This is a genomic window from Actinotalea endophytica (assembly GCF_025717005.1).
GTDB lineage: Bacteria > Actinomycetota > Actinomycetes > Actinomycetales > Cellulomonadaceae > Actinotalea.
Genome location: NZ_JAOVZU010000014.1, coordinates 60,744 through 79,663 on the forward strand (window position 1 = coordinate 60,744; position 18,920 = coordinate 79,663).

14 protein-coding genes are annotated in these 18,920 nt (G+C 71.5%); 11 read left to right on the forward strand and 3 right to left on the reverse strand.

All coding sequences use genetic code 11. The features are described from left to right. Positions 1-240: 240 nt before the first annotated feature. From OEB99_RS19030 to OEB99_RS19040, 3 genes are all read left to right on the forward strand, one after another. Positions 241-2,106, forward strand: coding sequence for an ABC transporter family substrate-binding protein (locus OEB99_RS19030; protein WP_263578880.1), 1,866 nt, complete (start codon positions 241-243; stop codon positions 2,104-2,106). Between the two features lie 213 nt (positions 2,107-2,319). Next, a complete protein-coding gene (locus OEB99_RS19035) occupies positions 2,320-3,861 on the forward strand; it encodes an ABC transporter permease (protein ID WP_263578881.1) in 1,542 nt (513 codons plus the stop codon). Continuing rightward, the gene (locus OEB99_RS19040; protein WP_263578882.1) at positions 3,858-5,006 is read left to right on the forward strand and encodes an ABC transporter permease; all 1,149 of its coding nucleotides are present in this window, start codon (positions 3,858-3,860) and stop codon (positions 5,004-5,006) included. The genes OEB99_RS19035 and OEB99_RS19040 overlap by 4 nt, the downstream gene beginning before the upstream one ends. Before the next feature lie 16 nt (positions 5,007-5,022). On the opposite strand, the gene OEB99_RS19045 is transcribed toward OEB99_RS19040, so the two are convergent. After that, positions 5,023-5,601, reverse strand: a complete 579-nt coding sequence (locus OEB99_RS19045; protein WP_263578883.1) for a PH domain-containing protein — start codon at positions 5,599-5,601, stop codon at positions 5,023-5,025. A gap of 62 nt (positions 5,602-5,663) precedes the next feature. Here OEB99_RS19045 and OEB99_RS19050 point away from each other — a divergent pair, with 62 nt between their 5' ends. The 5 genes from OEB99_RS19050 (at position 5,664) to OEB99_RS19070 (ending at position 13,896) form a co-directional block, all read left to right on the forward strand. Then, positions 5,664-7,577 carry an ABC transporter ATP-binding protein gene (locus OEB99_RS19050; RefSeq protein WP_263578884.1) on the forward strand — a complete coding sequence of 638 codons (1,914 nt, stop codon included), beginning with the start codon at positions 5,664-5,666 and terminating at the stop codon, positions 7,575-7,577. 127 nt (positions 7,578-7,704) lie between these two features. Next, positions 7,705-9,615 (forward strand): translational GTPase TypA, encoded by a 1,911-nt coding sequence (gene typA / locus OEB99_RS19055; protein ID WP_263578885.1) that lies wholly within the window; start codon positions 7,705-7,707, stop codon positions 9,613-9,615. Continuing rightward, a complete protein-coding gene (locus OEB99_RS19060; RefSeq protein WP_263578886.1) occupies positions 9,612-10,532 on the forward strand; it encodes a PIG-L family deacetylase in 921 nt (306 codons plus the stop codon). The genes typA and OEB99_RS19060 overlap by 4 nt, the downstream gene beginning before the upstream one ends. Positions 10,533-10,537: 5 nt before the next feature. Next, on the forward strand, positions 10,538-10,906 hold the full coding sequence (locus tag OEB99_RS19065) for a hypothetical protein (RefSeq protein WP_263578887.1): 369 nt from the start codon (positions 10,538-10,540) through the stop codon (positions 10,904-10,906). Positions 10,907-10,980: 74 nt separating this feature from the next. Next, the gene (locus OEB99_RS19070; protein WP_263578888.1) at positions 10,981-13,896 is read left to right on the forward strand and encodes a VanW family protein; all 2,916 of its coding nucleotides are present in this window, start codon (positions 10,981-10,983) and stop codon (positions 13,894-13,896) included. Positions 13,897-13,933: 37 nt separating this feature from the next. Here the strand turns inward: OEB99_RS19070 and OEB99_RS19075 are convergent, their stop codons facing one another. Then, entirely contained in the window at positions 13,934-15,607 is a 1,674-nt protein-coding gene (locus OEB99_RS19075; protein ID WP_263578889.1) for a SulP family inorganic anion transporter, read from the reverse strand. 67 nt (positions 15,608-15,674) lie between these two features. Continuing rightward, positions 15,675-15,908, reverse strand: a complete 234-nt coding sequence (locus tag OEB99_RS19080) for a hypothetical protein (RefSeq protein ID WP_263578890.1) — start codon at positions 15,906-15,908, stop codon at positions 15,675-15,677. Positions 15,909-15,970: 62 nt separating this feature from the next. Here OEB99_RS19080 and fdxA point away from each other — a divergent pair, with 62 nt between their 5' ends. The 3 genes from fdxA (at position 15,971) to OEB99_RS19095 (ending at position 18,906) form a co-directional block, all read left to right on the forward strand. Next, a complete protein-coding gene (gene fdxA / locus OEB99_RS19085; protein WP_263578891.1) occupies positions 15,971-16,294 on the forward strand; it encodes a ferredoxin in 324 nt (107 codons plus the stop codon). 8 nt (positions 16,295-16,302) lie between these two features. Beyond that, on the forward strand, positions 16,303-17,424 hold the full coding sequence (gene dapC / locus OEB99_RS19090; protein WP_263578892.1) for a succinyldiaminopimelate transaminase: 1,122 nt from the start codon (positions 16,303-16,305) through the stop codon (positions 17,422-17,424). A gap of 186 nt (positions 17,425-17,610) precedes the next feature. After that, the gene (locus OEB99_RS19095; protein WP_263578893.1) at positions 17,611-18,906 is read left to right on the forward strand and encodes a citrate synthase; all 1,296 of its coding nucleotides are present in this window, start codon (positions 17,611-17,613) and stop codon (positions 18,904-18,906) included. The last annotated feature ends 14 nt before the right edge of the window (positions 18,907-18,920 follow it).

An 18,920-nucleotide genomic window follows, 5' to 3' on the forward strand; every position in this document is an offset into this window, starting at 1 on the left:
CGGGCGCCGCCGGTCTGTCGCGGTGGACGCCTCCCATCGCTGACCCACGATCTGTCTCGCATGTCGGGACGTACTTGGCAGTATCAATCCCGTAACGATCCCCCTGGGCGGGCGGGAGGGGTTACTTCACCCGTTCCGCCGAGGGCTACCGTGTCACCCACGCGACAGCGGTCAGTCTGTGGCGCACCCACGGGTGTGTGCAGCAATGGGGGCGGCCGCTCTCCCTTACCAGGAGGAACATTGAGGATCACACGCAAGTCGGCAGCGGTGGCGGTGCTCGCCGCGAGCGCGCTCGCGCTCACCGCGTGCTCGGGTTCGAGCGGTGGCGACGAGAGCTCGTCGTCCACCTCCGACAATGCCGGGCTCGGTCAGGAGACCGCGGTCAACATCGCTTGGAACCAGCCGTTCTACTCGTACAACCAGAACACTGCGACGGGTAACGCGACGGCCAACGCGATCATCAAGTACCTGATGACCGACGGCTTCAACTACTACGACAAGGACCTGAACCTCGTTCAGGACCCGGGCTTCGGCAGCTACGAGAAGGTCTCGGACGACCCGCTGACCATCAAGTACACCTTCGCCGACACCGCCATGTGGTCCGACGGCGTCGCGGTCACCCCGGCCGACTTCCTCCTCGAGTGGGCTGCCCAGAGCGGCAAGTTCAACAACGTCGAGCCGACGTACGACGAGGACTACAACGTCACGAACCAGGACGAGCTCGACGCGGGCATCTACTTCGACGCCGGCGGCGGCTGCGTGCAGAACTACATCTCGCAGACCCCGGCGATCGACGGCAACACCATCACGCTGACGTACGACAAGCCGTTCGCCGACTGGGAGACCTGCATGACCGGGTCGTTCATGCCGGCACACGTCGTGGCGCAGCGCGCGCTGGGGATCGACGACCCGACCGAGGCCACCCAGGCCCTGGTCGACGCGATCGACAACGAGGACCTGACCTCGATCGCCCCGATCTCGCAGGTGTGGAGCAACGACTTCAACTACACCTCGCTCCCGGACGACGCGTCGCTGTACCTCTCCAACGGTGCGTACCTGATGACCGACTTCGTCCAGGACCAGTACATGACCCTGAAGGCGAACGCGGACTACACCGGTGACCACGCGGCCACCATCGACACCGTGACGATCCGCTGGAACGGCGACGCCATGGGCCAGGTGCAGGCGCTCCAGAACGGTGAGGTCGACCTGATCAGCCCGCAGTCGACCGCGGACGTCCTCGAGGCGCTCAAGGCCATCGACGGCCTGACCGTCACCACCGAGGACGAGGCCGTGTTCGAGCACGTCGACCTGCAGTTCGCCAACGGCGGCCCGTTCGACCCGGCCACCTACGGCGGCGACGCTGACGTGGCGCTCAAGGTTCGCCAGGCGTTCCTGCACACGATCCCGCGCCAGCAGATCGTGGACAACCTGATCAAGCCGCTCAACCCGAACGCCGAGCTGCGTCAGTCGTTCACCGTGGTGCCCGGCTCGCCGAACTACGACGCCGTCGTGGCCGCCAACGGCCAGGCCGACGTCTACGGCTCGCCGGACATCGAGACGGCCGCGAGCCTGCTCGCCGACGCCGGTGTCACCACGCCGGTCCAGGTGCGCCTGCTCTACGACCCCAACAACCCGCGTCGTCAGAACGAGTACGAGCTGATCGCGGCTTCGGCCAAGGACGCCGGCTTCGACGTCGTTCCTTACGAGGTCCAGAACGGTTGGGGTGCTGACCTCGACGGTGCGATCAACTACTACGACGCGGCGCTGTTCGGGTGGCAGTCCACCTCGACGGCCGTGACCGAGTCCGATGCGAACTACCGCACCGGCGGCCTGAACAACTTCTACGGGTACTCGAACCCCGAGGTCGACGCGCTGTTCGACCAGCTCGGTGTCGAGACCGACTCGACGAAGCAGGGCGAGATCCTCGGTCAGATCGAGAAGCACCTCGTCGACGACGCCTTCGGCGTCACGCTGTTCCAGTTCCCGGGCGTCACCGGCTGGAACCCGGCGAACATCGGCAACGTCCAGAAGATCTCGCTCTCGCCGACGATCTTCTACGGGTTCTGGGAGTGGACGCCGGGCGACGCCGCGGCGGCCAGCTGATCTCCTGACCCTGACCGCCCGGTTGGGAGGGGCTGCGGTCCCTCCCAACCGGAGGTCCTGACTGAGGGCGCCGGAGCACCTGCCCCGGCGCCCTCAGTTCTGCCGGGCGCAGCCGCTGGTCAGTGCCCGGAACGCCCCCGTTCGTGCGGGTGACCGCCTCCACCGGGGTTAGGATCACCCGCTGAGTCTTTCCGCCGGAGCAAAGGCCCCCTGGTGCTCTCGTTCCTCGTCCGCCGTACCCTCACCGGGCTGGCGACGCTCTTCACGGCGATCTTCTTGATGTTCCTTCTGGTGAACCGCGCCGTCGACCCGCTCGACGACCTGCGGCAGTCCACCGCGCTCAACAAGGAACAGCTCATCGCTCAGCGCATCGATCAGCTCGACCTGAACACACCGGTGGTCATCCGGTTCTTCAAGTGGCTGTGGAACTTCGTCCAGGGCGACCCGGGGGTGGCCTGGCGCAGCGGTGAGCCGGTCGGCCCGCTGATCGCCCACGCGATCGGTTCGACGCTGCAGCTGGTCACGGCGGCCACGTTCCTGGCCCTGGTCCTCGGCGTCACCGTCGGCATCGTGTCTGCACTGCGGCAGTACTCGACGTTCGACTACCTGATCATCTTCCTGTCGTTCCTGCTCTACTCGCTTCCCTCCTTCTGGGTCGCGGTCCTGCTCAAGCAGTGGGCGGCGATCGGCTTCAACGACTTCCTCGCGGACGCCTTCATCCCATGGCCGGTGGTCGCCGCGATATCAGCGGTCGCCGGCGTGCTCTGGATGTTCGCGATCGGCGGCACCGCTCGGCGGCGAGTGCAGACCTTCCTGCTCGGGGCCGCGGCGACGTTCGCCATGCTGGCCTACCTCCAGCTCACGGACTGGTGGCAGAACCCGACCGTCGGCCCGGTGCTCCTCGCGGTGGTCGGCACGGCGATCGCGTTCGCGGTGGCCGGGATCGGCGCCGGGCTGCGCAACCGGCGGGCGCTGTTCTCCGCGCTGACCGCCGTCGCGCTCGGTGTGGTCCTGTACTTCCCGATGCAGTCGTTCTTCGCCCTGCCGATGTTCGGCACCAACGGCAGCGTGACCGCGACGCTGATGATCTTCGGCCTCGCCGCGGTCTCGATCGTGGTCGGCCTCGGGATCGGCTGGCTGTTCGCCGGGCCCGACCGTGGGATCTCGATGCGGACCGCGGCGATCACGTCGTTCCTGGTAGCAGCCTTGATCTTCATCGACCAGGTGATGCAGGTCTGGGGGCCGTACTCCAACTACCTGCGTGGCCGACCGATCCCGACGTTCGGCGACCGCACGCCGAACATCGGCGGGAACTACTGGGTCGGCGTGCTCGACTCGTACACGCACCTGATCCTGCCGACGCTGACGCTCATCCTCATCGCGTTCGCCGCGTACACCCGGTACTCGCGCTCGAGCATGCTCGAGGTGATGGGCCAGGACTACATCCGGACGGCGCGAGCCAAGGGCCTGCCGGAGCGGGTCGTCGTGGTCCGGCACGCCTTCCGGAACACCCTCATCCCGCTCGCCACGATCGTGCCGATCGACGTCATCACGCTGATCGGAGGCGCGATCATCACCGAGGCCGTCTTCGCCCGGCCGGGCATGGGCCAGCTGTTCATCCAGTCCCTCGGCGGCGCCGAGGTCGAGCCGGTGATGGCGTACCTGGTGATCACCGCCACGCTGGCGATCCTCGCGAACATCATCGCGGACATCATCTACGCCGCCGTCGACCCCCGGATCAGGTTGGAAGCATGAGCACGGAACCGACTCAGCCGGACGCCGGCCTGGAGCACGCCGAGAACGCGATCGAGCTCAAGGAGGTCGAGGGCCTCTCGCAGGGGCAGATCGTCCGGCGCCGGTTCTTCCGGCACAAGGGCGCCCTCGCCGGCCTGGCTGTGCTGCTCTTCATCATCGTGCTGGCCACGTCCTCGGTCGGCGTCGGGCCGATCCCGGGCTGGTGGCACTTCACCGGTAACGAGACCGGCGCGATGGTCAACCCGGGCGGGCGCCCGACCCTGACCATGCCGACGTGGCTCGGCGGGACCGGCTTCTCGCTCGGCGAGCACCCGTTCGGCCAGGACGAGGTGGGTCATGACAGCTTCGCGCGCGTGATGCGCGGTGCGCAGACCTCGCTCATGGTCATGTTCATCATCGGTCTGACGTCGATGATCATCGGTGTGATCGTCGGATCGTCCGCCGGCTACTTCCGCGGCAAGGTGGACACCCTGCTGATGCGTGCGACCGACCTGGTCATCACGATCCCGGTGCTCGTGATCGGCGCGGTGATCGGAAAGCTCGCGGGCCGGGTGTCGGGCATGCTCTTCGCCGTCGCGATGGGCTTCATCCTCTGGACGGGCCTGGCCCGCCTGGTCCGCGGCGAGTTCCTCACGCTGCGCGAGCGCGAGTTCGTGGACGCAGCGCGGGTCGCCGGCGCGAGCAACACCCGGATCATCTTCAAGCACATCCTGCCGAACGCGATCGGCGTGATCATCGTGGCGACGACGCTGCTGATGAGCTCCGCGATCCTGCTCGAGACCGCGCTGTCCTACCTCGGGTTCGGCATCCAGCCGCCCGAGGTCTCGCTCGGCCGGCTGATCTCGGACTACCAGGGCGCGTTCGCGACCCGGCCGTGGCTGTTCTGGTGGCCCGGCCTGTTCATCGTGGCGATCGCGCTCAGCGTGAACTTCATCGGCGACGGCCTGCGCGACGCGTTCGACCCGCGGCAGAAGCGCATCCCGTCCCAGCGCAAGATGGAGAAGGCCAAGCTCGCCCAGCGCGGCAGCGGCCCGGACGACCGGATCGACGCGGCCGGCCGGCCGCTCGACTCGAACGTCGAGCGCGCCGCGGACAACGTGCGCAGGTCGGGCGGCCAGCAGGGCGGCTACTCCGGTGGTTCCTGACGTGCGGCTCCCGCGGTCAGAGCGTCGCGGCCACGCCGACGAGCGTGACCAGCGCGAGCGCGCCCGCGATCGTGCCGCGGTGCCAGGTGACCGTCTCGGTCACACCCTGCTCCTCGGCGGCACGGCGAGCGCCGTCCAGGGCGCCGGAGGCCACCAGCTCGTCCTGACGGCGCCGGATCGCCGCGGCGACCACCTCGGCGGACGCACGGCTCGGCTCGGCCGGTGGGCGACCGCGCCGCGCGGCCTGGGACAGCGTCTGCTGGGTGCCGCTCGCCCGGGGTGCCGCCCAGGCGGTCCAGCGGTGCCGCGGGGTGCTGAGCACCAGGGACCAGCCGGCCTCGGCATCGACCACCAGCGGCCAGGGCACCTGGATGGTGCGGACCACGTTCACCACGGTGACGCCGCCGTCGTCGAGGATCACGCGCGGACGCCAGAACAGCGCCCAGCTCATGCCGACCACGAAGCCCGCGATCGCCACCGCGAGCACCGAGGTGCGCAGGTCTCCGCCGGACACCACACCGCCGACGCCGAGCGCGCCCGCCGCAGCGGTGACCACCGTGAGCACTCGCCCGTACGTCGACACGTAGACGTCCATGCCCCCATGCTCCCTCATCGGCCGGCGGTCACCTCCGCCCACGCCGCAGGAAGGACCCACCTGTGACCACTGACGCGTCCGTCGCCACCGACACCCCGGTGCTCAGCGTCCGCGACCTGGGCGTCGACTTCTACGTCGACGGCCAGTGGTTCCCTGCTGCCACCGGCATGAACTACGACGTGCATCCCGGTGAGGTGCTCGCCATCGTCGGCGAGTCCGGCTCCGGCAAGACCCAGTCGTCGATGTCGCTGATCGGCCTGCTGCCGCCCAACGGCCGGGCGAGCGGCAGCGTCAAGCTCGGCGACCGCGAGCTGATCGGCATGCCCTCCTCGCGGCTGCGCCGGATCCGCGGCCGCGAGATCGCGGTGATCTTCCAGGAGCCGATGACCGCGCTGAACCCCGTCTACACCGTCGGGTTCCAGATCGTCGAGACGCTGCGCACCCACTTCGACATGGCGCCCAGCGAGGCGAAGAAGCGGGCGATCGAGCTGCTCACCATGGTGGAGATCCCCGACCCCGCGGGCCGGTTCCACTCCTACCCGCACCAGCTCTCGGGCGGCCAGCGCCAGCGCGCCATGATCGCCCAGGCGCTGGCCTGCGACCCGACCCTGCTGATCGCCGACGAGCCGACCACGGCCCTCGACGTCACCGTGCAGGCCGAGATCCTCAAGCTGATGCGTGACCTGCGGTCGCGGATCAACTCCGGGATCATCCTCATCACGCACGACATGGGCGTGGTCGCGGACATGGCCGACCGGATCATCGTGATGAAGGACGGCGTGGTCGTCGAGCACGGCACCTCGGCGGAGATCTTCGGCAACCCGACCCACCCGTACACCCAGAAGCTGCTGGCCGCGGTGCCGCACCTGGGCCGGACGGGCGGTGTCGACCTGACGGCGACGCTCGGGGCGGCCGCCGAGGCAGGGCCCGAGGAGACGACCGCCCCGGCCGCGGAGGCACCGGTCGCCCCTGTCGTCAAGGAGCCGGAGGCCGCAGCGCCGGCCCCGACAGCGCCGTCGACCGCGCCGGTCGTCATGGACGCGCGCGGCATGATCATCGAGTACCCGGGGCGCCGCCGCACCCCGGCCTTCCGGGCCGTGGACGGCGTGGACCTGATGATCCGGCAGGGCGAGGTCGTCGGCCTCGTCGGCGAGTCCGGCTCGGGCAAGACCACGATCGGGCGCTCGGTCGTCGGCCTGCTGCCGGTCACCGGCGGTGAGCTCGACGTGTGCGGCATCTCGATGGTCGGCGCGACCTGGAAGTCGCTGCGTCCGCTGCGCACCCAGGTCGGCATCGTCTTCCAGGACCCGGGCTCGTCCCTCAACCCGCGTCTGCCGATCGGTGAGTCGATCGGCGAGCCGCTGCGACTGCACGGCGGCAAGAAGGGCGCCGACCTGGATCGTGAGGTCGAGCGTCTGCTCGACCAGGTGCAGCTGCCCCGCTGGATGCGCAACCGCTACCCCCACGAGCTGTCCGGCGGCCAGCGCCAGCGGGTCGGCATCGCGCGAGCCCTCTCGCTCGAGCCGAAGCTCCTGGTGGCCGACGAGCCGACCTCGGCGCTCGACGTGTCGGTGCAGGCGACCGTGCTGGAGCTGTTCCAGGAGCTGCAGCGCGAGCACGGCTTCGCCTGCCTCTTCATCTCGCACGACCTCGCCGTCGTCGAGCTGCTCTCGGACCGCATCGCCGTGATGCACAACGGCAAGCTGGTCGAGGTCGGCGAGACCGCGCAGGTCGTCAACCACCCGCAGGACCCGTACACCCAGCGGCTCATCGCCGCGGTGCCGGTGCCCGACCCGGAGGAGCAGCGCAAGCGGCGCGAGGCACGCGACGCGATGCTCGAGGCCCAGCGGCTCGAGATCGAGCGCGAGGAGGCGGAGGCTGCCGCGGGTCACGGTCGCCGTAGGCGGCACGGCGAGGACGCGGTGCGGCACGGTGTGGAGGACGCCGAGACGCAGGACCCGAGCCGCGGGTTCTGAGCGGAGGTCTTCAGCGCGGGGTCCGGGTGCGAGAGCGCTCGGTGCGCTGCTCGGTGCGTGCGCGAGATAGGATGGCCCGTCCTGCACCGGCGTCGGTGCGTCCTCCCCATGAACTGCGAGTCCTGGCATGCCCATGCGCACCGACCTGCGCAACGTCGCGATCGTCGCCCACGTCGACCACGGCAAGACCACGCTGGTGGACGCCATGCTCTGGCAGTCCGGCTCGTTCGGTGCGCACGCGCACGTCGACGAGCGGGCCCTGGACTCGGGCGACCTCGAGCGTGAGAAGGGGATCACGATCCTCGCCAAGAACACCGCGGTCCGGTACCGGGGGCCCGCCGCGCTCGCGGCCGGTGAGGCGGACGGGATCACGATCAACGTGGTCGACACCCCGGGCCACGCGGACTTCGGTGGTGAGGTCGAGCGTGGCCTGTCGATGGTCGACGGGGTCGTGCTGCTGGTCGACGCCAGCGAGGGTCCGCTGCCGCAGACCCGCTTCGTGCTCCGCAAGGCGCTGGCGGCGCGGCTGCCGGTGGTGCTCGTGGTCAACAAGGTCGACCGGTCCGACGCCCGGATCGACGAGGTCGTGCACGAGACCACCGACCTGCTGCTCGGCCTCGCCTCTGACCTGCACGAGGACGAGCCCGACCTGGACCTGGACTCGGTGCTGGACCTCCCGGTGGTCTACGCCTCGGCCAAGGCCGGCCGAGCGTCGCTGACCCAGCCCGCCGACGGCGAGCTGCCCGACTCAGCGGACCTCGAGCCGCTGTTCGCCACCATCGTCGAGGCCATCCCGGCGCCGACCTACGACGACGGCGTGCCGCTGCAGGCGCACGTCACCAACCTGGATGCCTCGCCGTTCCTCGGCCGCCTCGCCCTGCTGCGGATCTACAACGGGACGCTGCGCAAGGGTCAGCAGGTGGCCTGGGCGCGTGCGGACGGCACCGTCGCCCCGGTGAAGATCACCGAGCTGCTGGAGACCAAGGCGCTGGAGCGCGTGCCGGTCGCCCAGGCCGGGCCCGGTGACATCGTGGCCGTCGCGGGCATCCCGGAGATCACCATCGGCGAGACGCTCACCGACCTCGAGGACCCGCGTCCCCTGCCGCTGATCACGGTCGACGACCCGGCGATCTCGATGACCGTCGGGATCAACACCTCGCCGCTCGCGGGCAAGGGCGGCAAGGGGCACAAGGTCACCGCGCGCCAGGTCAAGGATCGGCTGGACGCGGAGCTGGTCGGCAACGTGTCGCTGCGCGTGCTCCCCACCGAGCGCCCGGACGCCTGGGAGGTCCAGGGGCGCGGCGAGCTCGCACTCGCGATCCTGGTCGAGACGATGCGCCGCGAGGGTTTCGAGCTCACCGTCGGCAAGCCCCAGGTGGTCACCAAGCGGATCGACGGCGCCGTGCACGAGCCGATGGAGCACCTCACGGTCGACGTGCCGGAGGAGTACCTCGGCGCCGTCACCCAGTTGCTCGCGGCGCGCAAGGGCCGGATGGAGACCATGGCGAACCACGGCACCGGCTGGGTTCGGATGGAGTTCGTCGTCCCTGCTCGCGGTCTGATCGGGTTCCGCACGACGTTCCTCACCGAGACCCGCGGCACCGGCATCGCCTCGTCGATCGCGCACGGCTACGAGCCGTGGGCCGGGCCGATCGAGCTGCGCACGACCGGGTCGCTCGTGGCCGACCGCGCCGGCAAGGCGACGCCGTACGCGATGCTCAACCTCCAGGAGCGCGGTTCGTTCTTCGTCGACCCGACCGCCGAGGTCTACGAGGGCCAGGTGGTGGGGGAGAACCCGCGCCGCGAGGACATGGACGTCAACATCACCAAGGAGAAGAAGCTCACGAACATGCGGTCCTCGACGGCCGACACGTTCGAGAGCCTCGTTCCGCCGCGCAAGCTGACTCTCGAGGAGTCGCTCGAGTTCGCGGCCGACGACGAGTGCGTCGAGGTGACGCCGGAGATCGTCCGGATCCGCAAGGTCGTGCTCGACCAGGCCGAGCGGGCCCGGATCACCGCGCGGGCCAAGCGGGCGTGACCCCCGGCGCCGGTTCCGGCGGGCTCGTCGCGGTGCATGCGCACCCCGACGACGAGACCCTCTGGACCGGCGCGCTGCTCGCCACCTGGTCGCGCTCCGGCCGGCCGGTCACCGTGGTCACGTGCACCCGCGGTGAGCAGGGCGAGGTGCTCGGCCCGGACCAGCACCTGGCAGGTGACCCCGCCGGACTGGCTCGGCACCGTCTCGGCGAGCTCGCAGGTGCACTCGCCGCGCTCGGCGTCGCCGACCACGCCTTCCTCGACGAGCTCGGCGGCGGCGACCGGTGGGTCGACTCGGGGATGGTCTGGGGACCGGACGGCCGGGCGATGATCGGCCCCGACGTGCCGGCCGGAGCGTTCGCCCGGGCGGACGTCGGCCTGGCCGCGACGGGGCTGGCCGCGCTGCTGAGGGCCCGGCGCCCCGACGCGGTGGTCGGTTACGAGCCTGGCGGCGGCTACGGTCACCCGGACCACGTCCAGGCCCACCGGGTGATGATGCGCGCCGTGCGCCTCGCGGCGGACGACGTTGACGGGGTTCCCGGGTGGGAGGTGCCGTGCGTCCTGTGGGCTGCCCAGGACGGTGACGCGCTCGTCCAGGGCAGGCAGAGCTGCGCGGCGCGCGTGCCTGCGGGTCTGGTCTCGTCGGTGGGCTCGCCGCTGCCGTCGGCGGCCGTGCCGCCCGACGAGGTCGACGTCCTGGTGGACGTGGCACCGGTGCTCGACCCGCTGCTCGAGGCGCTGCGGGCGCACGTCACCCAGGTCCAGGCCGCGAAGGCCGTGGTGCTGCCGGGTGTCGTGGCGCAGTACGCCCTCAGCGGCGGACTCCTCGAGCCCGTCCTCGCGACCGAGTCGTACCGCCTCGCGCCCGGATCTGACGCGTCGGCTGTGCGGTGGCCTCAGGGAGTTCGCGTACCGTGACCGCCGTGGACCTGAGCCCTCGCACGCTGGCCCGGTGGGCCGGCAGCTTCTTCCTCGGCGTCGTCATCGGCGTGATCGGGACCGGCGTGCATCGCCTCTCTCGGCCGTGGGGCCTCGTGCTCGCGCTCGCGATCGTGCTGCTCGGCGGCGTGGTGGCGCGTGCCTGGACCGGTGGCGGTGGGATGCTCGCACTCGGTCTGGGCGTCGCGACGACGACCGCGGTGCTCGGGACCGAGGGTCCGGGCGGTGACACCTTGGTGCCGGCTGACGTGTACGGCTACATCTGGTACGTGGGCGCGCTCGTCGTGGCACTCGCCCTGCTGCTGCCCGGTGCCTGGTTCCGAGAGCGCGCCGAATCGCGCCCCGACGCGTGACCCTCCGCACGTAGAATCGCCGTTCGGCGCTGAAGAGACGCCAGTCTCCCGACCCGCAGGAGAGAGCACCACGCATGACGGAGCGCGACGACGCCCCGGACGCGACGCCCGAGGAGCCCGCGCCCGACACTGCTGTGCCCGAGTCTGACCAGCCGTCGGACGCGGCCGACGACGAGACCGAAGCGACCACCGACGACGCGGACACGGCGGACCCGGAGGCGGGTTCGGAGCCGGAGGCCGCGGTCGGCGCGGAGTCCGAGGCGGAGGCCGAGGCCGAGTCGGCCGAGCCTGAGCCCGAGCCCGAGCCCGAGCCCGAGCCCGAGCCCGAGGCGCAGGTCTCGCCCGACGGTGAGTCTGAGCCCGAACCAGAGGCTGAGCCCGAGGTGGAAGGCTCGCCCGACGGTGAGGCCGGACCCGAGCCGGTCGCCGCGGCTTCGTCTGAGGCCGAGCCGGAGCCGGAGTCCGGACCCGAGCCTGAGCCCGAGGCCCAGGTCTCGCCCGACGGTGAGTCTGAGCCAGAAGCCGAGGCGGAGTCCGAGCCTGAGGCGGAGGCCGGGGTCGAGTCCGAGCCTGAGGCGGAGGCTGACGCCGAACGCGAGCCGGTCGCCGCGGCTTCGTCTGAGTCCGAGCCGGAGCCCGAGGCCGAACCCGAGCCTGAGCCCGAGGCGCAGGTCTCGCCCGACGGTGAGCGGGAGCCAGAAGCGGAGGCGGAGTCCGGGCCGGAAGCGGAGGCTGGGGGCGAACCCGAGCCGGTCGCGGCGGTTTCGCCCGAGTCCGAGCCCGACGCTGAGCCTGAGCCTGAGCCTGAGCCTGAGGCGGCGGTTGAGCCGGAGCCTGAGCCGGTCGCGGCAGCTTCGTCCGAGCCGGAGCCGGAGCCGGAGCCGGAGCCGGAGCCCGAGCCCGAAGCCGAGCCGGAGCGCGAGCCCGAGCCGGCCCCCGCGGCGTCGCCCGAGGCCGCACCCGAGCCGGAGGCGGAGGCGACGGCCGGGGCGGTCCTTGCATCGGCCGCGGAGCCGGAGCCCGGTACCGAGCCGGAGCCCGCGCCGGTGGCCGACGCCACCCCCGAGCCGACCCTCGCACCCGAGGCCACCCCGGGCTCCGAAACGGAACCGGCCACCACTCCGGCGCCCGAGGCAACCTCAGCGCCGACCCCCACGCCGGAGCCTGAGCCGACCCCGGAGCCGGCTCAGGAACCGACCTTCGACGCAGATCGCACCGAGGTCCTCGAGCCGGTCGTCGAGCCGGTCGTCGAGCCGGTCGTCGTCACCGCTGCACCGGAGGCGTCGTCCGAACCGCCCGCGCGGCGCCGGTGGACACGGGTGCTCGGCGTCGTCGTCGCGACCCTCGTCGTGCTCGCGGGGCTCTACGTGGGCGCGCTGTGGTTCCTCGCCGACCGCGTTCCGCCCGGCACCACCGTCGCCGGCGTACCGATCGGTGGGCTGGGTGCCGACGCGGCCGTGACGGCGCTCGAGGACGGTCTCGAGCAGGCCACGACCGAGCCGATCCCGGTGTCCGCAGGGGACCAGCGCACCGAGCTCGACCCGGTCGCTGCAGGCCTGTCCCTCGATGCCGCGGCGACCGTGGACCAGGTGACCGGGTTCGGCCTCGAGCCCGCCCGGCTGTGGCGTCACATCTTCGGCGGGGGCCCGGTCGATCCGGTCACCCGCGTCGACGACGCCGAGCTGGACGCCGCCGTCACAGGTCTCGCCGACGCGCTCGACACCCCGGCCGTGGACGGCACGGTCGTGTTCGTCGACGGCGAGGTGCAGACCACGGCTCCGTCCGACGGGCTCACGGTCGACACGACGGGCTCCCGCGACGTCCTGGTGGCGGGGTGGCTCACCGCGCCGAGGCCCGTGGATCTGCCGACCGACGTGATCGCTCCGGCGATCGGCCAGGACGAGGTCGACCGCGCGGTGCGTGAGCTGGCGCACGGCGTCACCGAAGGACCGGTGGTCGTGCTGGTCGACGACCAGCGGGCCGAGCTGCCGGTCTCGGTGCTCACCGACGCCGCATCGTTCGTCACGGACGGCGACCAGCTCGTGCTCCAGATGGACGGTGCGCTGCTCGCCGACGCCGTCCTCGCGCGGACGACGGACCTGCTCACGGAGGCTGCCGACGCGACGTTCGCGTTCGTGGACGACAAGCCCCAGGTGGTCCCTGGCACGCCCGGCACCACGCTCGACCCCGATGCCCTCGGCGAGGCGGTCGCCGCCGCGGTGACCACGACGAGCCGCGAGGCCGACGTGACGCTCGTGCCGACCGACCCGGCGGAGACCGACGCCGACCTCGAGGAGCTCGGCATCACGGAGGTCGTCTCCGAGTTCGACACCCCGCTGACCTCGGACCGGATCCGCACCATCAACATCGCCAACGGTGCGAGCAAGCTCAACGGGATGCTCATCCGCCCCGGTGAGGAGTTCGACCTCGCCGACGCCCTCGGACCGATCGACGCCGCCCACGGCTACGTCGAGGCCGGCGCGATCGTCAACGGCGAGCACACCTCGGCGTGGGGCGGCGGCCTGTCGCAGATCTCGACGACCACGTACAACGCCGCGTACTTCGCCGGCATGGAGCTGGTGGAGCACTGGCCGCACAGCGAGTACTTCCAGCGCTACCCCGAGGGCCGCGAGGCGACGATCTTCACCCCGACCATCAACATGCGCTGGAAGAACAACACGCCGTACGGCGCGCTCGTCCAGGCGTGGGTGGACTCCGGCACGAACCGCGTCTACGTGCGGATCTGGGGCACGAAGTACTGGACGGTCGAGTCCGAGACCAGCGGGCGGTGGAACGTCACCTATCCGACGACGGTCTACTCGCAGTCGGCGACCTGCTCGCCGCAGAGTGCGGGCAACCCCGGCTTCAGCGTGAAGGTCACGAGGCGCGTGCTGCTCGACGGCGAGGTGAAGGACGACGAGTCCTGGACCGTCACGTACCGCGCCCAGAACAAGATCGTCTGCGGCCCGGCGCCCACCGAGAGTGGTTGAGCGGGCGGGCCGCTGATCGGCGGGGACACCGGTAGCGTCACTCGTCGAGGTCGCCGCGCAACCTGCCGGTGAACGAGTCGACCGCTGCGCCGACCGTGGGGGCGAACCGCTCGGGGCCGAACCGGGCGGGCTCGTAGCGCCGGAGCCGGTCCTTGACCGGGCCCTTCGCCTCGGCCAGCACGAACGTGATGCCGCGCGAGGTCAGCCAGTCGTCCAGGGCGACGAGCTGCTCGACCGCCGTCGAGTCGACGTCCGTGATCGGCTCGGCCGCGAGCACCACGAGGCGTGCGTCGTCGCGCCTCGCCACGGTGCTCCGCACGAACGCGTCGAACCGTTCACCGTTGCCGAAGAACAGGGGCGCGTCGAACCGCACGATCACGCACCCGGGCACCCGCTCGCCCTCGGGGTGGCGCGCGAGGTCGTGGTAGCCACGCACGCCGTGCACCAGACCGAGCTCGGCGCGGTACGGGCGGGACGCCTGGTAGACGAACGCGGCGAGGGACAGCACCACCGCCACGACGATCCCCTGCAGGACGCCCAAGGTCACCACGCCGGCGAACGCGATCATCGAGAGCGCGCCGTCCAGCGGGTTGGTGCGCACCAGCCGGGCCAGGCCCGGCACGTCCACCAGGCTCGACGCCGCGACCACGACGACGGCGGCCAGGGTCGCCGAGGGCAGCCACGCGGTCGCCCCGGGTGCGACCAGCACGAACGCCGTCACCCCGAGCGCGCCGACCACGCAGGTCAGCTGGGTCCGCGCGCCGGCCGTCTCGGCGACCGGGGTGCGTGAGGACGACCCGCTGATCGGGAAGCCGGCGAGCAGTCCGGTGGCGAGGTTGGCGGCGCCGAGGCCGCGCATCTCCGCGCTCCCGTCGACCGTCTCGCCGTGCCGTGCCGCGAGCGACCGGGAGAGCACGCCGGTGTCCGTGAACGCGATCAGGGCGATACCCGCCGCGGGCGCCACGAGCGCCCGGACGTCGGCCCAGGTGGCGCCCGCCAGCGCGGGGTGCGGCAGACCGGACGGCAGTGCACCCACCACCGGCAGCCGGTCGCCCAACCCGAGCAGCGCGACCAGCGCGGCGGAGGCCACGACGACGCCGGCCAGGCCGAGCACGGTGTGCCCGGTCAGCCGTGCCACGACCAGCGCCGCCAGGCTGCCCAGCCCGAAGCCGAGGGCGAGCGGGACGAACGTGCCGCCGTGCACGGACCACGGCAGCTCGAGCGAGATCCCCGCACCGTCCAGCCCGAGCAGGGCCGGCAGCTGGCCGGCGAGCACCACGACGGCGATCCCGTTGAGGTAGCCGACCCGGATCGGCCGGGACAGCAGCGCGGTCACGGCGCCGGCCCGGAGCAGGCCGCCGAGCACGAGCCAGCCTCCGACGAGCACCGCGAGAACGCCTGCGAGAGCGATCCGCCGGTCCGACCCCGCGGCGAGCGGCAGGACCGCGGCGGCGATGATCGGCGCCAGCGAGGAGTCGGGGCCGAGCACCAGGATCCGCGAGGGGCCGAGCACCGCGTACACCAGCAGCGGCACGACCGTCGCGTACAGGCCGGTCTCGGGCGGCAGGCCTGCGGCGCGCGCATAGCCGATCCCCGCCGGTACCAGCATCGCGGTGAGCACCAGGCCCGCCACGAGGTCGCGGCGCCACCACTCGCGTCGGTACCCCCGGACCGTCGCGACCGCCGGCGGCCACGCCTGTGGGCGGGTCATACCTCACGCTAGCGCCGCGGGGTGGTCGTGGGCGGGCCCGTCGGCCAGGTGCCGCCGGCCCGTTCGGTCAGCGTGGACGCGGGCCCAGCCTCGGCGGCGGGACGACCTTCCCGATCGCGATCTCGGCGGCCGGGACACGGACCTCGCCCCGGCGCCCGTGGACCAGCACATGGTCCTCGTCGCGCTCGACGAGCAGACCCACCACGTCGGAGTAGCCGCCGTCCGGCAGGCGCCGCCGAACCATCACCTTCGCCCCGAGCGGCCACGCCAGCCAGGGTCGTGCGTCGTCGGTACCGCTCACCTGGGGGATACTAGGCGCGTGCCGCCCGGCGCCCCGCACCCGGTTGCCCGAAGGGATCGCTCGTGACCTACGTCATCGCCCAGCCATGCGTCGACGTCAAGGACAAGGCCTGCATCGACGAGTGTCCGGTCGACTGCATCTACGAGGGCAAGCGTTCCTTGTACATCCACCCCGACGAGTGCGTGGACTGCGGGGCGTGCGAACCGGTCTGCCCGGTCGAGGCGATCTACTACGAGGACGACGTCCCCGAGCAGTGGAGCGACTACTACACCGCGAACGTCGAGTTCTTCGAGCCGATCGGCTCGCCCGGTGGTGCGACGAAGCTCGGTGAGATCGACCGCGACCACCCGATGATCGCCGCTCTGCCGCCGCAGAACGGCGCCTGATCCCGCCGGTGGGCCTGCACGTCGGGGACCTGCCCGACTTCCCCTGGGACACCCTTGCGCCGCACGCGGCACGGGCACGCTCGCACCCCGACGGTGTCGTCGACCTGTCGGTCGGCACGCCGGTGGACCCGACCCCCGAGCTGGTGACCGCGGCGCTCGCGGCCGCCGCCGACGCGCCCGGGTACCCGACCACGCACGGCACGCCGGAGCTGCGCGACGCGGTCGTGCGCTGGTACGCGAGGCGTCGCGGGGTCCCCGACCTCGATCCCGCTGCGGTGCTGCCGACGATCGGCTCGAAGGAGCTCGTCGGCCTGCTGCCGTCGCTGCTGGGTCTGGGCCCCGGCGACGTCGTGGTGCACCCCGCGGCCGCGTACCCGACGTACGACGTCGGCGCGCGGCTCGCCGGGGCGACTGCGCTCGCGACCGACCGCGTCGCGGACTGGGCCGGTCGCGACGGCGTCCGGTTGGTGTGGCTCAACTCGCCGTCCAACCCGACCGGCGCGGTCCTGGGTGCCGACGAGCTCGCCGAGGTGGTGGCGGCTGCGCGGGAGATCGGCGCGGTGGTGGCCTCCGACGAGTGCTACGCGCTGCTCGCCTGGGACGAGCCCTGGCGCACCTCCGGTGTGCCGAGCGTGCTCGACCCGCGGGTGAGCGGTGGCTCGCACGACAGCCTTCTCGCGGTCCACTCGCTGTCCAAGCAGTCCAACCTGGCCGGCTACCGTGCGGCCTTCGTCGCGGGCGACCCGACGCTCGTCGCCGGGCTGCTCGAGACGCGCAAGCACCTCGGCCTCATGGTCCCCGCGCCGGTGCAGGCCGCGATGGTCGCGGCCCTCGACGACGACGAGCACGTCGCGGCGCAGCACGCCCGGTACGCACGGCGCCGGACGGCGTTGGTCGCGGCGTTCGAGGGCGCCGGGTACCGGGTCGAGGCGTTCCCCGCAGGGCTGTACCTCTGGGTCACGGCTCCGGGGCAGGACGCGTGGACGACGGTGGCGGACCTCGCGGACCAAGGTGTGCTCGTGGCGCCGGGCACCTTCTACGGAGCGGCGGGCGCTCGTCACGTACGGGTCGCCCTGACCGCGACCGACGAGGCCGTCGCCCGCGCTGTGTCGCGTCTCACGGGAGCCTGAGGCACACTCATCCCAGGTTCCTCTGCTTTACTGACCCTTGACTGATCCGGGGCTCTCGCCCCGGATCAAGGTCGATGAGGACCTACGGCCGGTACGGCACCGGGCACCAGCAGTGCCCCGAGACCGAGGCGGTAGCGTTCGCCTCGGCCGGCGACCGAGATGGACCACCCCGACGAGGAGGACCAGATGACCGACACCGACACCCCGGCTCGTCTCGAACTGGACGGAACGTCTCTCGAGCTGCCCAGGGTGCGCGCGTCGATCGGCAACGACGGGGTGCAGGTGTCCTCGCTGCTGCGCGAGACCGGGCACGTGACCGTGGACCCCGGCTTCATGAACACCGCGTCGTGCGAGTCGACCATCACCTACATCGACGGTGACAAGGGTGTGCTGCTGTACCGCGGCTACCCGATCGAGCAGCTCGCCGAGCAGTCGTCGTTCCTCGAGGTGGCCTACCTGCTCACGCACGGTGAGCTGCCGACCCATCCGCAGCTGTCCAAGTGGATCGAGCGCGTCGAGCGCCACACCCACCTGCACGACAACTTCAAGGCCCTGATCGGCGCGTTCCCGACCAACGCGCACCCGATGGCGGTCCTCTCCAGCGCAGTGTCCGCGCTCCCCGGCTACTACCCCGAGAGCGTCGACCCGTTCGACCAGTCGACCGTCGAGCTGGCAACCGTGCTGCTGCTCGCGAAGGCGCCGACCATCGCCGCGTACGCGCACCGTCGCGCGCTGGGGCAGAACATGATCGGCCCCGAGCGGGGCCTCGGCTACGTCCCGGACTTCCTGCGGATGTCCTTCCAGCCGACCGCGAAGCACTACGACGTCGACCCGGCGATGGCCAAGGCGCTCGACGTGCTTCTGCTGCTGCACGCCGACCACGAGCAGAACTGCTCGACGTCGACCGTCCGGATCGTCGGGTCCGCGCACGCGAACCTCTACGCCTCGGTGTCGGCGGGCATCAACGCGCTGTCCGGCCCGCTGCACGGTGGTGCGAACGAGGCCGTGCTGCGGATGCTCAACGAGATCCAGGCTGACGGCGGTGACGCGCGGGCGTTCATGACCCGGGTCAAGAACAAGGAGGCCGGCGTCCGGCTGATGGGCTTCGGCCACCGCGTCTACAAGAACTACGACCCGCGCGCCGCCATCGTGAAGAAGCACGCCGACGAGATCCTCGACGCCCTCGGCAAGCGCGACCAGATGCTCGACATCGCGATGAGCCTCGAGGAGATCGCGCTGTCCGACGACTACTTCATCGAGCGCAAGCTCTACCCGAACGTCGACTTCTACACCGGGATCATCTACAAGGCGATGGGCTTCCCGACCCGGATGTTCACGCCGCTGTTCGCGGTCGGCCGGATGCCGGGCTGGATCGCCCAGTGGCGAGAGATGATGCTCGACCCGGCCACCAAGATCGGCCGGCCGCGGCAGATCTACACCGGCCCGACGCCGCGCGACTACCCGCCGATCCGCCAGCGGTAGCCCGAGGCGCGGGT